Annotated in this window: 20 protein-coding genes; 7 read left to right on the top strand and 13 right to left on the bottom strand. The window is 39.2% G+C overall.

Annotated features, from left to right (window positions below):
- The first annotated feature begins 382 nt into the window (after positions 1–382).
- The 5 genes from DRF60_RS06035 to DRF60_RS06055 all read left to right on the top strand — a co-directional run bounded on the left by DRF60_RS06035 (position 383) and on the right by DRF60_RS06055 (position 4,861).
- Positions 383–1,561, top strand: coding sequence for a T9SS type A sorting domain-containing protein (locus DRF60_RS06035; protein ID WP_116011207.1), 1,179 nt, complete (start codon positions 383–385; stop codon positions 1,559–1,561).
- A gap of 546 nt (positions 1,562–2,107) precedes the next feature.
- Positions 2,108–2,812: a hypothetical protein gene (locus tag DRF60_RS06040; protein WP_116011208.1), complete on the top strand. Its 705-nt coding sequence runs from the start codon at positions 2,108–2,110 to the stop codon at positions 2,810–2,812.
- The gene (locus tag DRF60_RS06045; protein WP_116011209.1) at positions 2,799–3,446 is read left to right on the top strand and encodes a hypothetical protein; all 648 of its coding nucleotides are present in this window, start codon (positions 2,799–2,801) and stop codon (positions 3,444–3,446) included. The genes DRF60_RS06040 and DRF60_RS06045 overlap by 14 nt, the downstream gene beginning before the upstream one ends.
- Positions 3,413–4,174 carry a sensor histidine kinase gene (locus tag DRF60_RS06050; RefSeq protein WP_116011210.1) on the top strand — a complete coding sequence of 254 codons (762 nt, stop codon included), beginning with the start codon at positions 3,413–3,415 and terminating at the stop codon, positions 4,172–4,174. The genes DRF60_RS06045 and DRF60_RS06050 overlap by 34 nt, the downstream gene beginning before the upstream one ends.
- A 3-nt stretch (positions 4,175–4,177) precedes the next feature.
- The gene (locus DRF60_RS06055) at positions 4,178–4,861 is read left to right on the top strand and encodes a response regulator transcription factor (RefSeq protein ID WP_116011211.1); all 684 of its coding nucleotides are present in this window, start codon (positions 4,178–4,180) and stop codon (positions 4,859–4,861) included.
- A 73-nt stretch (positions 4,862–4,934) separates the two neighbouring features.
- Here the strand turns inward: DRF60_RS06055 and DRF60_RS06060 are convergent, their stop codons facing one another.
- The 13 genes from DRF60_RS06060 to DRF60_RS06120 all read right to left on the bottom strand — a co-directional run bounded on the left by DRF60_RS06060 (position 4,935) and on the right by DRF60_RS06120 (position 11,635).
- Positions 4,935–5,195, bottom strand: a complete 261-nt coding sequence (locus DRF60_RS06060; protein WP_116011212.1) for a RebB family R body protein — start codon at positions 5,193–5,195, stop codon at positions 4,935–4,937.
- A 77-nt stretch (positions 5,196–5,272) separates the two neighbouring features.
- Positions 5,273–5,533: a RebB family R body protein gene (locus tag DRF60_RS06065; protein WP_116011213.1), complete on the bottom strand. Its 261-nt coding sequence runs from the start codon at positions 5,531–5,533 to the stop codon at positions 5,273–5,275.
- A 77-nt stretch (positions 5,534–5,610) separates the two neighbouring features.
- Positions 5,611–5,871, bottom strand: coding sequence for a RebB family R body protein (locus DRF60_RS06070; RefSeq protein ID WP_116011214.1), 261 nt, complete (start codon positions 5,869–5,871; stop codon positions 5,611–5,613).
- A gap of 78 nt (positions 5,872–5,949) precedes the next feature.
- Positions 5,950–6,210 carry a RebB family R body protein gene (locus DRF60_RS06075; protein WP_116011215.1) on the bottom strand — a complete coding sequence of 87 codons (261 nt, stop codon included), beginning with the start codon at positions 6,208–6,210 and terminating at the stop codon, positions 5,950–5,952.
- A gap of 75 nt (positions 6,211–6,285) precedes the next feature.
- A complete protein-coding gene (locus DRF60_RS06080) occupies positions 6,286–6,546 on the bottom strand; it encodes a RebB family R body protein (RefSeq protein WP_116011216.1) in 261 nt (86 codons plus the stop codon).
- Between the two features lie 472 nt (positions 6,547–7,018).
- On the bottom strand, positions 7,019–7,243 hold the full coding sequence (locus DRF60_RS06085) for a RebB family R body protein (RefSeq protein WP_116011217.1): 225 nt from the start codon (positions 7,241–7,243) through the stop codon (positions 7,019–7,021).
- 29 nt (positions 7,244–7,272) lie between these two features.
- Positions 7,273–7,719: a hypothetical protein gene (locus DRF60_RS06090; protein WP_116011218.1), complete on the bottom strand. Its 447-nt coding sequence runs from the start codon at positions 7,717–7,719 to the stop codon at positions 7,273–7,275.
- Positions 7,700–7,906: a hypothetical protein gene (locus tag DRF60_RS06095; protein WP_116011219.1), complete on the bottom strand. Its 207-nt coding sequence runs from the start codon at positions 7,904–7,906 to the stop codon at positions 7,700–7,702. Before DRF60_RS06095 ends, DRF60_RS06090 begins: the two co-directional genes overlap by 20 nt.
- Before the next feature lie 41 nt (positions 7,907–7,947).
- On the bottom strand, positions 7,948–8,415 hold the full coding sequence (locus tag DRF60_RS06100) for a hypothetical protein (protein WP_116011220.1): 468 nt from the start codon (positions 8,413–8,415) through the stop codon (positions 7,948–7,950).
- Between the two features lie 17 nt (positions 8,416–8,432).
- Positions 8,433–8,648, bottom strand: a complete 216-nt coding sequence (locus tag DRF60_RS06105) for a RebB family R body protein (protein WP_034728290.1) — start codon at positions 8,646–8,648, stop codon at positions 8,433–8,435.
- Positions 8,649–9,167: 519 nt separating this feature from the next.
- Positions 9,168–9,890: a siderophore-interacting protein gene (locus DRF60_RS06110; protein WP_116011221.1), complete on the bottom strand. Its 723-nt coding sequence runs from the start codon at positions 9,888–9,890 to the stop codon at positions 9,168–9,170.
- Positions 9,891–9,972: 82 nt separating this feature from the next.
- Positions 9,973–10,845 carry a helix-turn-helix domain-containing protein gene (locus tag DRF60_RS06115; RefSeq protein ID WP_116011222.1) on the bottom strand — a complete coding sequence of 291 codons (873 nt, stop codon included), beginning with the start codon at positions 10,843–10,845 and terminating at the stop codon, positions 9,973–9,975.
- A 154-nt stretch (positions 10,846–10,999) separates the two neighbouring features.
- The gene (locus DRF60_RS06120; protein ID WP_116011223.1) at positions 11,000–11,635 is read right to left on the bottom strand and encodes a LysE family translocator; all 636 of its coding nucleotides are present in this window, start codon (positions 11,633–11,635) and stop codon (positions 11,000–11,002) included.
- Positions 11,636–12,217: 582 nt separating this feature from the next.
- On the opposite strand from DRF60_RS06120, the gene DRF60_RS06130 reads away from it, so the two are divergent.
- Positions 12,218–14,557: a TonB-dependent receptor gene (locus tag DRF60_RS06130; RefSeq protein WP_116011225.1), complete on the top strand. Its 2,340-nt coding sequence runs from the start codon at positions 12,218–12,220 to the stop codon at positions 14,555–14,557.
- Between the two features lie 3 nt (positions 14,558–14,560).
- Complete coding sequence (locus DRF60_RS06135; RefSeq protein ID WP_116011226.1) at positions 14,561–15,376, top strand: DUF4249 domain-containing protein; 816 nt, start codon at positions 14,561–14,563, stop codon at positions 15,374–15,376.
- Positions 15,377–15,609: the final 233 nt, after the last annotated feature.

Here is a 15,609-nt window from a genome sequence, read left to right on the forward strand (position 1 = left end):
AATAACAGGAAATTAAACACCTGTTTAAAAAAATAAAATTTATTTCAAAAATTAAATCAATGTTTGCCAATTCAGTTTGGTTTCTTTTTAATAGCATTTATAAAAAAATGAGCATCATGATGCATCTCCTGAATTCAAATTATTGTTTTCAGATTTAGTGAAGCTGCAACTCAGTTATATTCGTATTGAAAAGGATTTCAAAACTAATTAGATGATACAAATAAAATGTATAGAAATTAATTATAATGCATAGATTTCCCTTTATCACTTAATTTAAAGCAAAAAAATAAATCTTTAATATCACATAAAAGAGACAAATATTTAATTTCAATGATAATATTTCATACTTTAGTGATAACTAAAACCATCAAAATCCAAATTTATGAAAACACCATTATTATCCATGAAAAGTGGCCTGGCAGCAGCTATGCTTCTTTTGACAGGAATTGCTAATGCCCAGCAATGGCAAATTACCGGAAACGCAGGAATCACATCGGCAAATTATGCAGGCACAGTAGATCCAAGACCTTTTTTCCTGAGAACCAACGGAGCATCTGCCAATCCGGGACAGGCTATCCTTAATGAAGCAGGTTCGTTTATCGTAGACGCCGTGAACAACTCCAATATTGCCAAAGTAAAAGGAAGCATCATTACCGGAAGCTCCAATATTCTTGGGGGACTGGCAGGCAGCTCCATAGTAAGCGGCTGGGGAAATGACCTAAGTAATGCCGGAGGTGCCAATATCGTGAGCGGACAGGATAACGTTGTCCTGAATAATGCCGGAAAATCGGTAGCACTGGGCTGGAAAAACATCATCAGAAACCCAAATCAATTTGCATTAGGGGTGGGTATTGATCTTAAGGATGTATATTCCGGAGGATTCGGAATTGACCTGGCTGCTACCGGAAACCGTTCTTTTGTGATCGGATCAGGAACGGGAGGAGTGAAACTGACCAACAATATTCCGTTGTCCATTATGTTTGGCCTATCTCCTACATCAACCATGCTGATCAAGGATAAAAGTGTAGGGATTCTTACGCTTGCCCCAACTGCCAATTTCCATACGGTGGGAACGGTAAGGCATGAAAATCTGCCCACAGGAAGCGGCCGGGCCCTGGTTGTAGATGCGAGTGGAAATGTAATGGTATCGAATACACCGCTCAACAAAACAGCTTCGACCTCAGATGAAACTATCCAGCAGCTGGAAGACCGCATTAAAAATCTTGAAAATACGGTAGAGGAACTGAAAGAGCTGCTATTAAATAAAGGCGTTTCATCAACTGATATTTCTTCTTCGGATGTTGCGCAACTTGCTCAAAATGTTCCCAATCCCACCAAAAACGGAACGAGCATCAGCTATTATCTTCCGAGAAGTACAAAAACAGCTTCTATTGAAGTATACAACATCTCCGGCCAGCTGGTGAAATCCCTCCCACTCCGTGAGAAGGGCAATGGAACGATCACTCTATCAGGTTCAGATCTTCAATCCGGCACGTATGTGTACAGCATGATTACAGACGGAAAAGTGACGGGTTCTAAAAAAATGGTTATCCGGGATTAAATTCTTGATATTATATTTTCAAAAAAACGATCAATGGAAGTTCCATTGATCGTTTATGAATATTATTTAGTTAAGAAATCTAGTTCAGAATAATGGACTTCTTAATGTGTGTTTTTGACAAAATGATTAGTCAGTAGAGTCAGAAAATATATCAGATAAATCCAGAACCGCATCACCTTTGGTTTGCTGTTACCGGAAGTTCACTATAGTAGACCGAAGGAGTAATAACAATTTCACACGAATGTGGGAATTAAAATTAAAAGAAAGTCGGTATTACAAAACATTCATTATTGCAACACCTTGACAAAATACCAACAATCTTAAATTGATGAATCATCATCTCTTAGTATTAAGCTATTAAATTCACATTTCTTGATTTAGGCAGCAAACAATTTTATTCATAAGATTATCTTCCCTTATTTGCATGCTTTTACTCGAGTGGTATTTTAAATTTAATAAATACACCTATCTCCAAACAATGTGATTTAAATCCAATTTTTTCGTAAATTTCAACCATAAAGAAATATCATTGTAAATATTTAATATATGGAAATTGAGAACATCTGTAATGCCATCAGGAAATGGAATACTTTAACAGAATTGTATAAGATGGGGAATAAAGTAAGTGAACAGGAAATCCTCAACGCGCTTAATCAGGGGACGCATTTCAGTGTTACGGGAAAGGAAATTAATGAATGGAAAAGCCATCTGGAGCATGAAGAAAACAAAGCTATACACGCTTATGCAGGCATTGATGAAGGCCAGCTGAAGTTTTTCCTGATCGATTCCAAAAGCGATACAGATGCAGATTTCAGCCATATTCTTGTCAAAAAGTTTACTCGTGGATCAGTTGATCCGCTACAGCGGTATTTCAGTGAAACATTGGAGGTACCGTCTATTGACTGGGAATCTGCGATCAACCGGAATTTCAGATGGAATATGTTCGGCAGCACATGGCTTGAGATGAACAGGAAAAAGCCATTTTTCAGATTAATTTCTATTCCTTTTTCAGATTATGAGAAATTAGGTCTTGAGGAGGACCAGTCGTGCATCTGCTTTCTGGGACTTACTACTTTACTAAAAGGCGGAAGCAATCTCTCGGATTATCATATAGAATTCATTACTGTGAAACATCTGGAAGTGAATGAAATGAGTAAGCAAGCAGAAGACTTTTCTACACCCAGACCGCCATTCTCCATATCCGGCCTGCAAAATTTCCAACTCCTGATCAAAAGTGATGGACACATATAACAGCCTGTCTCTTTTTCTGCAGATCCTTATCAATCTGACACTGATCGCCGGCTTTGTTCTTTTTCTGATGACCGGAATAAGAGAAAAGCTCCTGCTATTACTATTTTTTCTGGGCGAAACTGCTTTGGAACTGTCTGATCTCATCGGAAGACTGATGAAACTGAATGCATACAATGTTTACAACTACTCGTTAAGCCAGTTTTTGAGTTTGGTTGCCCTGACAGAAATTTACAATAACTATTTCTTCAAAATTCCTTCCGGTATAAGGGTCCTGATCTATACCTTTGCATTGGTACTGCTGGCATTCAACATTATGTATCGCCAGAGTATTGAGGCGCTTACCTTTTACTCTAATATTATCCCGAATATTGTGATCTGCAGCTTTGGAGGATTTTACTTCCTGAAGATAATCAGAAAGGCAAAAACAGACTCCACCCTGTTCATGATGAATGTTGCTGTATTTCTGTTTTTTTCCATTGAGGCGGTGATCTCCACAACATTTAATTTCCTGATCAACAACCATATGGAATGGGTAGCACCCATCTGGCTTTTCAGAGGAGTGCTTTTGCTGTGCTTTTATCTTGCTATCATTAATATGGGATGCCGTACCGGGAAAATCAGAATCTGGCAGTAGTTGTATGGATCTGGATCGGGATCGGTTTGCTGTTCTTAATGACCTTATTCATAACGGTACTCACGTTCACTTATCTGAAAGGCATCAAAAAAAATAAAAAAAAAATAATGCAGATGGTCAGAAATGCCCAGACAGAATGTTTGAAAAACACAATTTATATTCAGGAAAAAGACAGAGAACGTTTGTCAGAGGAGCTCCATGATAATATTATTTCAAGGCTTAACCTCATCCGCTTAAATACGGCAGGTAAAAGTGTTAATGATCTGAGCCGGGACATCAGAGTGTCGATGCAGCTTATCCGGGAGCTTTCCCACAACCTTACGCCACCTGATCTGGATGAAATAGAACTTTCAGATCTTATTGCAGATTATCTTGAACAGGTTGAAGGCTTACCTGTTATTTTCCATCATTCCGGAATTGATGGCAAGAGGATCATCAGCAGCTCAGTCAAATTAAATCTGTTCAGGATCGTGCAGGAGCTTATCAGCAATGTACTAAAACATGCACAGGCTACCAAAGTGGACATAAGGCTCAGGATTTCATCGCGGTACCTGGTCTTAACTGTGAAAGATAATGGGTGTGGCTTTAAGACAGGAAATAAATATGGAGGAATAGGCCTGAGAAATATAAGATCAAGGACTCAGCAGATCAACGCTGCTTATAAATTAAAGACTAAGCCGGGAAAGGGAACCCAATGGTTGATATTTACGACATTAAAATCAAGCTAAAATATGAAAGAATCAGAAAAAATAAAGATAGGCATTGCAGACGATGACCTTCTATTTGTACAGCTTTTAAAGGATTATATAGAAAGAGATAAACGATACCGGACGGTGCTTACCTGCACCAGCGGAGCAGCTTTCCTGGAAGAAATGAACAGGCATACCCCCGATATTCTGATCCTGGACCTGAGAATGGCCAACGGCAGCGGCCTTGAAGTACTATCAGCTTTATCCAACAGCTCTACAGGAATGAAAATCATTGTACTTTCAAGTTTTTACAGACGGTCTTTTATGGGCCAGATGCTGAAAATGGGAGCACATGCTTTTCTTTCCAAAGAAATAGAGATGAGTGAGCTTTCGGATGTAATTAATGCTGTGCATGAGAACGGCCATTATTTTTCTAACGACCAGGTAGAAGTGATGAGACATCAGCTGTCTAACAAGCTTCCTGAATTTCATGCCTATTCAAAAGATGATCTTACGGAGAGGGAAATTGATGTTCTAAAACTTGTTTGCCAGCAGATGAGTACAAAAGAAATTGCAGATACCCTGTTCATTTCCCCGAAAACCGTTGAAACGCATAAAACCAATCTGATGCTCAAAACCTTTGTAAAGAATATGGCCGGACTGGTGATTTATGCTGTACAGAACCGTATTATTGATGCAGACGAAATTATCTTGCTGGATAAATAATAATTTATTCCATAAAAAATCAGAGAGTACACGTAGGCACTCCCTGATAGGAAATCTAAAAAACATGTTATAATTAAGGATTCAATATTTTAGCAATGGAGACAGCATCTGCTATCGTGTCCATGCTGTAGATCTGTATAACCCCTTGTGTAGTGGCGGCCTGACCTAAAATATTTTGCTGGTTCTGCGTATTCACTGCATTTTCAAACATGATTCCTGTAGAGTGTGCAGCGGACTGATACACGTTGCTTAATGCCATTGCAGGAGATTCTGCTACTACTTTTACATTGGATTGGGTAACTGCGTCTGTGATTTGTTCGTTAACTGTTGCCATAATGATTATTGTTTATTTGGGTTAAAAAACAGCCGGCTCATCCGGCTGTAAGGATTTTTTCTGCTGTCAGCCGAGTCTTAAGGATTCAGAATTTTAGCAATAGAAACAGCATCTGCTATTGTATCCAGGCTGTAGATCTGCGTAACACCTTGTGTAGTGGCTGCCTGGGTTAGAATATTCTGCTGGTTCTGCGTATTCACTGCATTTTCAAACATGATTCCTGTGGAATGCGCTGCTGTCTGGTATACGTTGCTTAAAGCCATTGCAGGAGATTCGCCTACAACTTTTACATTAGATTGGGTAACTGCGTCTGTGATTTGTTCGTTAACTGTTGCCATAATGGTTATTATTTATTTGGTTTAAAAATGACCGGTTCATCCGGCTGTTAGAATTATTTTTGCTCTGAACTTATTTTTTAAGGATTCAGGATTTTAGCAATAGAAACAGCATCTGCTATTGTATCCAGGCTGTAGATTTGCGTCACTCCCTGTGTAGTAGCTGCCTGGGTTACAATGTTTTGCTGATTTTGTGTGTTTACTGCATTTTCAAACATGATTCCTGTAGAATGCGCCGCTGTCTGGTATACATTACTTAAAGCCATTGCTGGAGATTCTGCCACCACTTTTACGTTGGATTGGGTAACTGCGTCTGTGATTTGTTGATTAACTGTTGCCATAATGATTATTGTTTATTTGGGTTAAAAAACGACCGGAATTTCCGGTTTGTCATGATTTTAGTATGAGCTGAAAAACTTTTAAGGTTTCAGAATTTTAGCAATAGAAATTGCATCTGCAATGGTATCCTTACTGTAAATCTGAGCAATACCCTGTGTAGTGGCTGCCTGAGTCACAATATTCTGCTGGTTTTGGGTATTCACTGCATTTTCAAACATGATTCCTGTAGAATGTGCTGCTGTCTGGTACACGTTGCTTAAAGCCATTGCTGGAGATTCACCCACTACTTTCACATTGGATTGTGTTACTGCATCTGTAATTTGTTCGTTAACTGTTGCCATAATGATTATTGTTTGTTTGGATTAAAAACACCGGATCTGCCGGATTTGTAAAGCTTATTTTTTGTCTTGTAAAAATTAAGGTTTCAGGATTTTAGCAATTGAAACAGCGTCTGCTACCGTATCCATGCTGTAAATCTGCATAATACCCTGTGTAGTGGCTGCCTGTCCTAAAATGTTCTGTTGGTTTTGCGTGTTCACTGCATTTTCAAACATGATTCCTGTAGAATGTGCAGCGGTCTGATACACGTTGCTTAAAGCCATTGCAGGAGATTCACCCACCACTTTCACATTAGACTGCGTTACTGCGTCTGTAATTTGTTCGTTAACTGTTGCCATAGTTGTAATTGTTTTTTGAGATCCGGTCTCGGTTAATAAAATATTTGATTTAAACTAGTTTCTATTATTTAAGCTCTGCAGATGATACGGCAAAACAGATTTCAAAACATTGTTGTAGACTGTGACTGTGCTTCCGCTGTATGGGTGGTTCCTGATACAATGGGTTGAAATCATGGTCTGTAAAATCTGCAAGAGTTAAATCTTTATTTTTAAGCTCCAGCTATCCTGGTATGATACTGGAAAAGGATGCGGTTGATATTTTCCAGGTCTATATTCCTGAAAAGTCAATTTCTGCTGTAGGTATGCTGTAACATGATATATGCCTGTAGTTGAGGATTACCTGATTGTGTATGTTGAGCATCTAAAAACCGGTGTGGAAATAATATTGACGTGATTGTATATGCTGAGGTCACCGGTATCTATCTTTACAGAGAAATAAACCGCATCCATTGTTATTGTTGTCTGGGATTAGTTAAAAACGGCCTCTTCCTGATATTGAACCTTTAAGCTTTAATCTCCCGGAACCCATCTTTTTTATTCCCATAACGTAATTACTCATTCCCAACATAGCGTCCCGTTGTTGATTCAGTGCGGAATTAATATGCATTACTCCTGTGGAATGCGCGCTTACCTGCATTGAGATGGCGGCTGGTACGGAGGCTGACATTCCCATAACTGCGGTGTTGATTTCATTCATATTATCTGTAATTTTTTTTGATTAGTATATTATTTGCGGATATTGCCAAATCTTATCTGCAGCTTATTCATTCTTTCTGCTATCTTTAATTCTTTGTCTTTTATCTTTACCACAGAAGCTTCCTGCAGCTTTTTTAACTGTTCATCATAGTTCATTGTTACCGGGCTGGCTATAGCAGGTGACTGATAAGCTTCCTGCTGTTTCACTGCTTCTTCCAGTTTTTCCAGCAGAGGTGCTAAAGATTTAAGCGTTTCTTTGGTTGCTTTATCTTTGATGTAGTTAATGATTTCATCTTCATGGCTAAGAACAAACGGCATGGCACTCATGTCTATTCCCACGGCATTATTTTTTGTTTCCACAACAGGAATACAATCTTCCGGTTCCTGATCTGTCCTCCAGTTTTCCTCTCCCTCAGCAGGAATATTTTCATAGATTTCCGGTTGCGTATCTTTGCTTTTATCTTTTAAATAATCCATTTCCTATTTTTTTAAGTTTGTCTGTGATCTGTATAGCTAAAGGTTTCTTTACCTCCTCTTGTTCAGGTTGGTCTGCAGGAATTACTGCTTCTTCAATTTTAGGCTTTATGAGTGGCTGAGCCAGCTTGATAGATTTCAGCACCAATTTTCCGTCCCCGCCGTCAACTTCAAGATTTCTATTTCCCATGCTGTTTTGTTCTTCTGGTTTCTCATTGGCGGTCCCTGATGTCAGGCGTTTTTTTTTTCAGGATCTTCAGCATCAGGATCTTCAGCAGATGCAATATGCTGTGGGGCGTTGAGATTGCTGTTAACGGCATAAATTGCGGTAGAAATTTTCGTTTTCACTTCTGCATAATCGCTGACTATTTTAAAAAGATCCCGCATCATTTCATTCCCAGTCCCATTTCCTGTATCATCAGCTTCACTCAGATTGTTTTTTGGTGGCGGTTTGTTTTCGCTGGGTGTTCCGTAGGTCAGTAAATTATTCGCCAGTCTGCTCAATGCGATGAGACCTACCTGCTCAAATCCTTTTAAGAAAGACTGAAGATCCTGAACCATCATTCCCGTCGACTGATCGATCATCACTTTTCCGGCGCCCGTCATTGGCGAAGCCGCCGGTGGCGACAATACCTCTTTGTTGATGAAGATCACCGCTTCTTCTGCAGATTTGGCTCCCTCTGAATTTTGCGTTCCCATTGTGTTAAAATTTTAAATTATCCTTTTAAGATCTTAATGGCATCTGCTACAATAGCTGGATTGAGCTGATTAAGATTCTGCTGGTTTGTTACTGAGTTCTGTATCGAAATTCCGCTGGCATGCATGGCCATCTGGTACAACATACTCATTGCCTGAGCCGGCGATTCGCCCAGCACCGTAACATTGGTCTGCGTTACCGCATCAGTGACCTTGTTATTTACTGTATCTGACATATACTTGGTTTTAATGGTTATTAAATTAAGAGGATCATCAATTCTTCTTATCTTTAAGAACTTTTCTCCCGGTTTACTTTTCTACGCTTCCCCTTTTCCTCATTTACGTTTCTCCCTTTCTTCTGATACAAATGTCCAAAATAAAAATATATCCAACTTAAGGGAATTTACTGATTTTTAGAAACTCAGGTATTTCCCTTTAATGTGATAAAATAACACATACGTCTTATTACTGCCAATTAAAAACAGGCATAGCTGTTTATTGAAGGGATGATAGATATTTTTGAACATCAAAAAACCGCCACTACAGTGCAGGCGGTTTAATTTAACTGAAAAATGGACATTTTTATATAGCTAGATACAGCTGACAATCTATAAACATTATAGATTTAAAAATGAACCAACAATTAACTTTAAATGATTTTCATATTATTCTTTAAGATTACATTTTCATTAGGAATAAGGTTTACTGCAGTCCGCTCGAATGACATTAAGCAAAATCATCCAACATTAGTAGTTCTATAACCCTTTCTTCCCCTCCATCCAATACGCCTGCGACCTGACACACTTCCCATACACCCCTTTCGCCTTAAGAAATTTCCGGATCACGGACATGGTATTCCCATTTCCTGTAAGATAGAAAACCGCTTCGTTATTGTAAATGGCTTGTTTTTCTTCTTTTAAAAAGTCGTTTAAAGCTTCCATGATTTTCTGAATATCATTTTTGGGAGCGTGATAGCCATACAGTTCCAGTTTTTTCAACACTGAGGGATCTTCCAGCTCATGAAGACATACAAATGCACCACCTGTCTCTTCTGCTGCTTCTTTGATGGACAGAGAGCTTCCCAGCGAAGTTGCATCGCCTATGGAAAAATGAATTTCTGCATTGGGCTCAAAAAAACGCTTTCCCCTTGGCATCAGTATTTTTGTAGTTTCACCTACTGAAAGACGGCTTGCAAAACGGCTTCCTACAGCATCCGTATCATGAAGATGGAAAATCACATCAAAAGTTCCGGAGTGCTTATTAAAACTAAAGGGTGAGTAATTGCGGTAATCCCTTTCGTTGACCCTTATTCCTATAGCGTAAGCCGGATCAAAGTGGACGTCTTCCAAACCGGCAGCAAAACGGATAAGGCGAAGATCTTTTGAAACAGCTTCTGTATGGATAACGGTACATTCTTTAAATTTAGAGGACATAACATTTTCTAAAGTGTCATTAATCCATTTGGGTAAACTTGGCATAAATAATTTTTAATGCAAAGGAAGTCTCAAAATGAATGCAGACCGATAGCCGTATCAGGGTATTAGTTGGACAATTCGTGGTTTACTGCTGAGTTCGATATTTGTCCCGGAATTCTGTCGGCGGGCAGCCTTCAACCTTAGAAAATAAGCGGGAAAAATAGGTGTGATCACCATAGCCTAGCTCATATGCAATTTCTTTTACACTAAGTTGAGTGAAGGACAAAAGCCTTTTCGCTTCTATCAAAACTTCCTGATGAATCCAGTGCTGTGCAGATTTACCTGTTACTTCACGAATAACCTCAGTCAGATATCCTGGTGAAATATTCAAAATGCCGGCATAGGCTGATGGACTTTTCAGGGTTTTAAATTGTTTCCTTACCAGAATCCTGAACTTTCTGGTCAATTGAATGGCACGGCTTTCACCGGATATTCCCGCATGGTTACCGGATAAAAAGATCAGGGAATACAAACCTGTAAAAGCATTCATTAATGACTGAACAACAAGAAATCCTTCTTTAGTAGCCAGCATTTCTTCCGTACAGGACATATGAAGCATCCCGGCACAGGCATTGAGCTTTTCAACCCACCTATCATCAACAGGTACCGGCTGTATATCTACCAAAGTTTCTTCAAAAACCGATCTTGCAGCATCGGGCAGCAGATCTGCTTTAACGGCAATAAACCATCCGGTGACCTGTTCCATTAAAATTCCCTGATGAACCTGCCCCGGCAATAAAAAGAAAACAGCAGCATCCCGTGCTTCTATTACCTTAAAATCAACCATCATTTTGGCTCTGCCACTTTCCAAAAACGCAAAAATATAATGACTGTCCCGGTGAATACCTTTATCAAAAAGATGATCTATGGCACTCATTGTCCGCTTTTCAATTCTTTCGATCAGAATACCATGCTGCGTAATGCTGTTTAAATCGTAAGTGGGAATGGACTGCTTCATTGAAAAATAGCTGATGATGAGAAATTATTCTGATTTACTAAGCTAAAAGCATTATTTATAGCAAAGATAAGCAAAGAAACATTTCTCTCTATCTGTTTTCAGGATAAACAAAGGCATTTCATTCAGTAAAGTAAGACCTATTTTATAATTCAGTTTATCTGGCCTTTGACAAAGCCATTTTTACCGCTAAATAAGTAAGTACACCTGCCATAAACCATTTCTGAATCTTCATCCAAAATGGATTATCGGAGAAAAATGCTGCTACCCTTGCGGCTGTGAGTACGATGATAAAATTAACGCTGAAGCTTACAAAAACCTGAACAATTCCCAGTTCAAAGCTTTGCAATAAAACAGAACCATATTCAGGTTTTATAAATTGCGGGAAGAAGGACAGGTAAAATACAGCGACTTTCGGGTTCAGTGCGCTGGTGAGAAAGCCAACGGTAAAAAGCTTTTTAGAACCATCATGCGGGCTGTTTTTATCTACTTCAAATATATTTTTACTCTTTGGTCTTATTGCCTGGTACGCTAAATACAGAAGATAAACGGTTCCAAGTGTTTTCAGAACGGTATAAGCAACCGGAACGGCCAGTAATACCGCTGTAAGTCCGAAAGATACCATGACAATATGGAACATAAAGCCGCTAACCACGCCTGCCAGAGAAATAATTCCGGATTTTTTTCCCTGTGTAATTGATTTTGAAATGAGGTAAATCATATTCGGGCCGGGACTTATCACTAAAACCAATGCAGCCAGAACAAAGAATAAAAGTTCGTGAAATGGAATCATCTTTTATGCAGCTATTTATTAAATAATCTGTGCTAAACAGGTACCCCGGATACGGAGAATCATTGAACAAATATATTGATTTCATTCACAGTCTGTTTAAAGTGATACTCATTTTTTATCCTAAAGTGATCATTTAACATTAAGATGACAATAAAATATAAGCCTGGTGGTGGTATTTTGCTATTTTTGTATCCTGGGAAGAGTGATTTTATATCTTTTTCCGAATAACCACACCTAAAACTATGAACCGAAATCAATTGTTGCCTGTTGACATACAGGAAAAAAAGACTATAAAGAGACCTATTCAGTCTCATAAATGCCATCCCATCTCTTCAGAATATTCAAAAAACAAATCAGCTGTAAAAGATTGAAGAATATCTATTCCGGCTTTGGCGTCCGGCAGAATATTTTTTCAATGTCAGTACTATCGTTTAAGTTTTTACGTTTGACAGTAAACTACGAACCATTTTGCCTAACATTAAAGTTTCATCCGTCTAATTCCTTTTCTGCAATTAGCTTTAATATCACTCAACCTAAACATACAATTTGACAGAATTTTTACTACATTAAAATTTAAACTCAATGCAAAAATTGTTTTTTAAAACTGCCGTCACCGCCGCTGTAGTCTGTTTCAGCTCCATGGCCCTGGCGCAGCAGAAATACTCGGTAAGCGGTACCGTAAAGGATCACAAGAATGGAGAACTGCTGATCGGAGTTACTGTAAAAGTAAGTGAAGATCCGTCTGTTTCTGTGGTTGCCAACGAATATGGCTTTTATTCCCTGTCGCTTCCCGAAGGAAGTTATACGCTGATCGTTTCCTATCCGGGTTATCGTGATTTTGAACTGCCGGTAAAGGTGGAACAGAATACCAAGCTGGATCTTCCACTCGACCAGGAAGAAAAAGGAGATGAAAGAGTGGGAAAAATTGATGAAGTCGTTATTTCAGGGATCAAAAAGGATAAAAATCTTACCTCGGCCCAGATGGGAACTGAAACTTTAAGCATTAAAAATATAGAAAAATTGCCGGTTTTATTCGGGGAAAAAGATGTGATGAAAACGATACAGCTTTTACCGGGCATCAAAAGCAATGGTGAGGGAAGCAGTGGATTCAGCGTAAGAGGCGGTGCCACAGACCAGAACCTGATATTACTGGATGAAGCCCCTGTTTATAATGCTTCCCACTTGTTAGGTTTTTTCAGCACCTTCAACAGTGATGCACTGAAGGACGCCAGCATTATCAAAGGAAACAGCCCCGCTCAGTACGGGGGACGACTTTCTTCTGTGATGGACGTTAAAATGAAAGACGGAAACAACAAGGATTACAATGTAAATGGAGGAATCGGGCTAATCAGCAGCAGACTGAGTGTGGAAGGCCCTATTCAGAAGGAAAAATCGTCATTCATTGTTTCCGGAAGAAGAACGTATGCCGATCTGTTTCTTAAGACGAGTGATGATTATAAGGACAGCAAACTGTATTTCTATGACCTGAATTTGAAAGCCAATTATCAGATTAATGAGAACAACCGTCTTTATTTATCCGGATATTTCGGAAGAGATGTTTTGGGATTGGGCGATACATTTTCAACAGACTGGGGAAATACAACGGCAACACTCCGATGGAACAGTATTATCAACAGTAAATTGTTTTCCAACACTTCATTAATTTACAGTAATTACAATTATAAAATCAGCCTGAAAAGCAATGATAATACGTTTGGCCTGAATTCTCAGATCGAGGATTGGAACCTTAAGCAAGATTTTACGTGGTTTGCCGGAAATAAGCATTCGGTGCGTTTCGGGCTTCAGTCTATTCACCATACGATTACGCCAAGCAGTGCTTCCGGTACAAGTGTGAGCAGCTTTCCGAGAAACCCAAGAAAATCGTGGGAAAATGCAATGTATATCAATGATGATTTTAAAGTCTCAGATAAACTGACCGTGAATTATGGTTTAAGGCTTTCTGCGTTCAGTATTTTGGGCGGTGACACGTATAATACCTATGACAATGGGGTGATTACAGAGAGCCGATTTCTGGAAAAGGATAAATTCGGAAAGACCTATTTTAATCTTGAACCGAGAATTACCGCCAACTACCGTATCAATGAGGTAAGCAGCATCAAGGCCGGATATTCCCGCAACACCCAGAACCTGCACCTTCTGAGCAACAGCAGCAGCGGAAATCCTACGGACCAGTGGATCGGGAGCAGCTACAGCGTAAAGCCGGAGATAGCCGATCAGATCAGTGCAGGATACAGCAGAAATTTCAATCATAACAATTATGAACTGAACGCTGAGATTTATTACAAGTCCATGCTGAACCAGATCGACTTTAAAAACGGCGCACAGATCACGTTTGATACGGCAGCTGATGTAGAAAGTGAATTGCTGTATGGTAAAGGAAGAGCCTACGGACTGGAACTGATCGCCAAGAAGAAAAGCGGAAGACTGACCGGATGGATTTCATACACGTTGTCTAAAACAGAAAGAAAAATAAACGGAATCAATGATAATGAATGGTATAATGCCAGAATGGACAAAACCCACGATCTATCTGTTGTAGCCACTTATGAACTGAATAAGAAATGGTCTTTATCCGGTTTATTCCTTTACAGTACAGGAAATGCCGTTACCTTTCCTACTGCCAAATATGAGCTGAACGGACAGACAATATTCCAGTATAGCAGCAGGAATGCAGACCGTATGCCTGCCTACCACAGAATGGATCTGAGCGCTACCTATGAACCGGAATCTACCAAGCGTTTCAAAGGATCATGGTCATTCGGTATTTATAATCTCTACGGCAGGGAAAATGCCTATACGATTACGTTTGAAGACAATCCGAACAACCCTGGAACAACGCGCGCTATGCAGACTTCCCTTTTCCGTTGGGTACCCAATATCACTTATAATTTCAAATTTTAGATCATGAAGAATATCATTTTTATCATATTATCGCTGTTTTTACTAACTTCCTGTGAAAAGGAGATCGATCTTGATCTGGATGACAAGAGTGGAAACATCGTCATAGAAGGCAATATAACGAACCAGCCGGGACCCTATATTGTAAGAATCACAAAATCTGTAGCTTTTACACAAAACAATCAATATCCTGCGGTTACTGATGCGAAGGTTGTCGTAAGCGATAATACAGGCCAGACAGAAACTTTACAGTATGTAGGGGACGGAAAATATATAACCACAGCTTTTACCGGAGTGACCGGGAGAACCTATACCCTGAACATACAGGCTGAAGGAAAGCAGTATACGGCTCAAAGTACCATGCCTGAAGTTGTCAGCTTTGATGGCCTTACACAGGATTCGTTTACCTTCGGAAGCGAAACTACCTATACCCTTTTACCTGTTTTTACTGATCCGGCAGCATTAGGGAACCGTTATCTTTTCAGTTTTACGATCAATAACATGACGAAAAAAACGTTTGAGGTATTTTCGGATAATGTAAATAACGGAATGGTTAACCAAAGACCATTGTTTCTCCCGAATGAGGATAATGATGATGACCCTACGGACCATAAGGTAGTGCCCGGAGATACTGTTTATGTAGAAATGCAGTCCATCGATCATAACATATTCACCTATTATTCTGCCCTTCTGCAGATTTCAGGGGACGGCGGGCCCGGCGGAGGCGTTACCCCTTCCAATCCTCCAAGCAATATTAACAATGGGGCTTTGGGTTATTTCTCAGCACATACGGTACAGAAAAAAAGTATTGTCATCCAATAAATTATAATCACCAAGCTGTATAAAAAGGCTATTCCTAATGATTTGGAGTAGCCTTTTTTATCACTCTGCTAAAATTATTCTTCTACAGTTTATCTGAATTGTTTTATCAGAATTTATGTTTACAGGATTGGCTAAAAAAATAATCCGCAAATAACTAATAAACAATATATTATCCTCAATAAGTATTTCTACTGACGATAATATTTGGTTATTTACACGCTAAAATCCGGTTC

This window comes from Chryseobacterium elymi, from assembly GCF_003385495.1.
Classification (GTDB): domain Bacteria; phylum Bacteroidota; class Bacteroidia; order Flavobacteriales; family Weeksellaceae; genus Chryseobacterium; species Chryseobacterium elymi.

What these genes read in the sequence shown, in the direction of transcription:
- DRF60_RS06065 (WP_116011213.1), bottom strand. Translation starts at nt 5,533, where the DNA reads ATGGCAACAGTTAACGAACAAATCACAGACGCAGTTACCCAATCTAAT.
- DRF60_RS06075 (WP_116011215.1), bottom strand. Translation starts at nt 6,210, where the DNA reads ATGGCAACAGTTAACGAACAAATTACAGATGCAGTAACACAATCCAAT.
- DRF60_RS06095 (WP_116011219.1), bottom strand. Translation starts at nt 7,906, where the DNA reads ATGGGAAATAGAAATCTTGAAGTTGACGGCGGGGACGGAAAATTGGTG.
- DRF60_RS06110 (WP_116011221.1), bottom strand. Translation starts at nt 9,890, where the DNA reads ATGCCAAGTTTACCCAAATGGATTAATGACACTTTAGAAAATGTTATG.
- DRF60_RS06090 (WP_116011218.1), bottom strand. Translation starts at nt 7,719, where the DNA reads ATGGATTATTTAAAAGATAAAAGCAAAGATACGCAACCGGAAATCTAT.
- DRF60_RS06050 (WP_116011210.1), top strand. Translation starts at nt 3,413, where the DNA reads ATGCCGTACCGGGAAAATCAGAATCTGGCAGTAGTTGTATGGATCTGG.
- DRF60_RS06100 (WP_116011220.1), bottom strand. Translation starts at nt 8,415, where the DNA reads ATGGGAACGCAAAATTCAGAGGGAGCCAAATCTGCAGAAGAAGCGGTG.
- DRF60_RS06105 (WP_034728290.1), bottom strand. Translation starts at nt 8,648, where the DNA reads ATGTCAGATACAGTAAATAACAAGGTCACTGATGCGGTAACGCAGACC.
- DRF60_RS06045 (WP_116011209.1), top strand. Translation starts at nt 2,799, where the DNA reads ATGGACACATATAACAGCCTGTCTCTTTTTCTGCAGATCCTTATCAAT.
- DRF60_RS06080 (WP_116011216.1), bottom strand. Translation starts at nt 6,546, where the DNA reads ATGGCAACAGTTAACGAACAAATTACAGACGCAGTAACGCAGTCTAAT.
- DRF60_RS06035 (WP_116011207.1), top strand. Translation starts at nt 383, where the DNA reads ATGAAAACACCATTATTATCCATGAAAAGTGGCCTGGCAGCAGCTATG.
- DRF60_RS06120 (WP_116011223.1), bottom strand. Translation starts at nt 11,635, where the DNA reads ATGATTCCATTTCACGAACTTTTATTCTTTGTTCTGGCTGCATTGGTT.
- DRF60_RS06130 (WP_116011225.1), top strand. Translation starts at nt 12,218, where the DNA reads ATGCAAAAATTGTTTTTTAAAACTGCCGTCACCGCCGCTGTAGTCTGT.
- DRF60_RS06060 (WP_116011212.1), bottom strand. Translation starts at nt 5,195, where the DNA reads ATGGCAACAGTTAACGAACAAATCACAGACGCAGTTACCCAATCCAAT.
- DRF60_RS06085 (WP_116011217.1), bottom strand. Translation starts at nt 7,243, where the DNA reads ATGAATGAAATCAACACCGCAGTTATGGGAATGTCAGCCTCCGTACCA.
- DRF60_RS06135 (WP_116011226.1), top strand. Translation starts at nt 14,561, where the DNA reads ATGAAGAATATCATTTTTATCATATTATCGCTGTTTTTACTAACTTCC.
- DRF60_RS06040 (WP_116011208.1), top strand. Translation starts at nt 2,108, where the DNA reads ATGGAAATTGAGAACATCTGTAATGCCATCAGGAAATGGAATACTTTA.
- DRF60_RS06055 (WP_116011211.1), top strand. Translation starts at nt 4,178, where the DNA reads ATGAAAGAATCAGAAAAAATAAAGATAGGCATTGCAGACGATGACCTT.
- DRF60_RS06070 (WP_116011214.1), bottom strand. Translation starts at nt 5,871, where the DNA reads ATGGCAACAGTTAATCAACAAATCACAGACGCAGTTACCCAATCCAAC.
- DRF60_RS06115 (WP_116011222.1), bottom strand. Translation starts at nt 10,845, where the DNA reads ATGAAGCAGTCCATTCCCACTTACGATTTAAACAGCATTACGCAGCAT.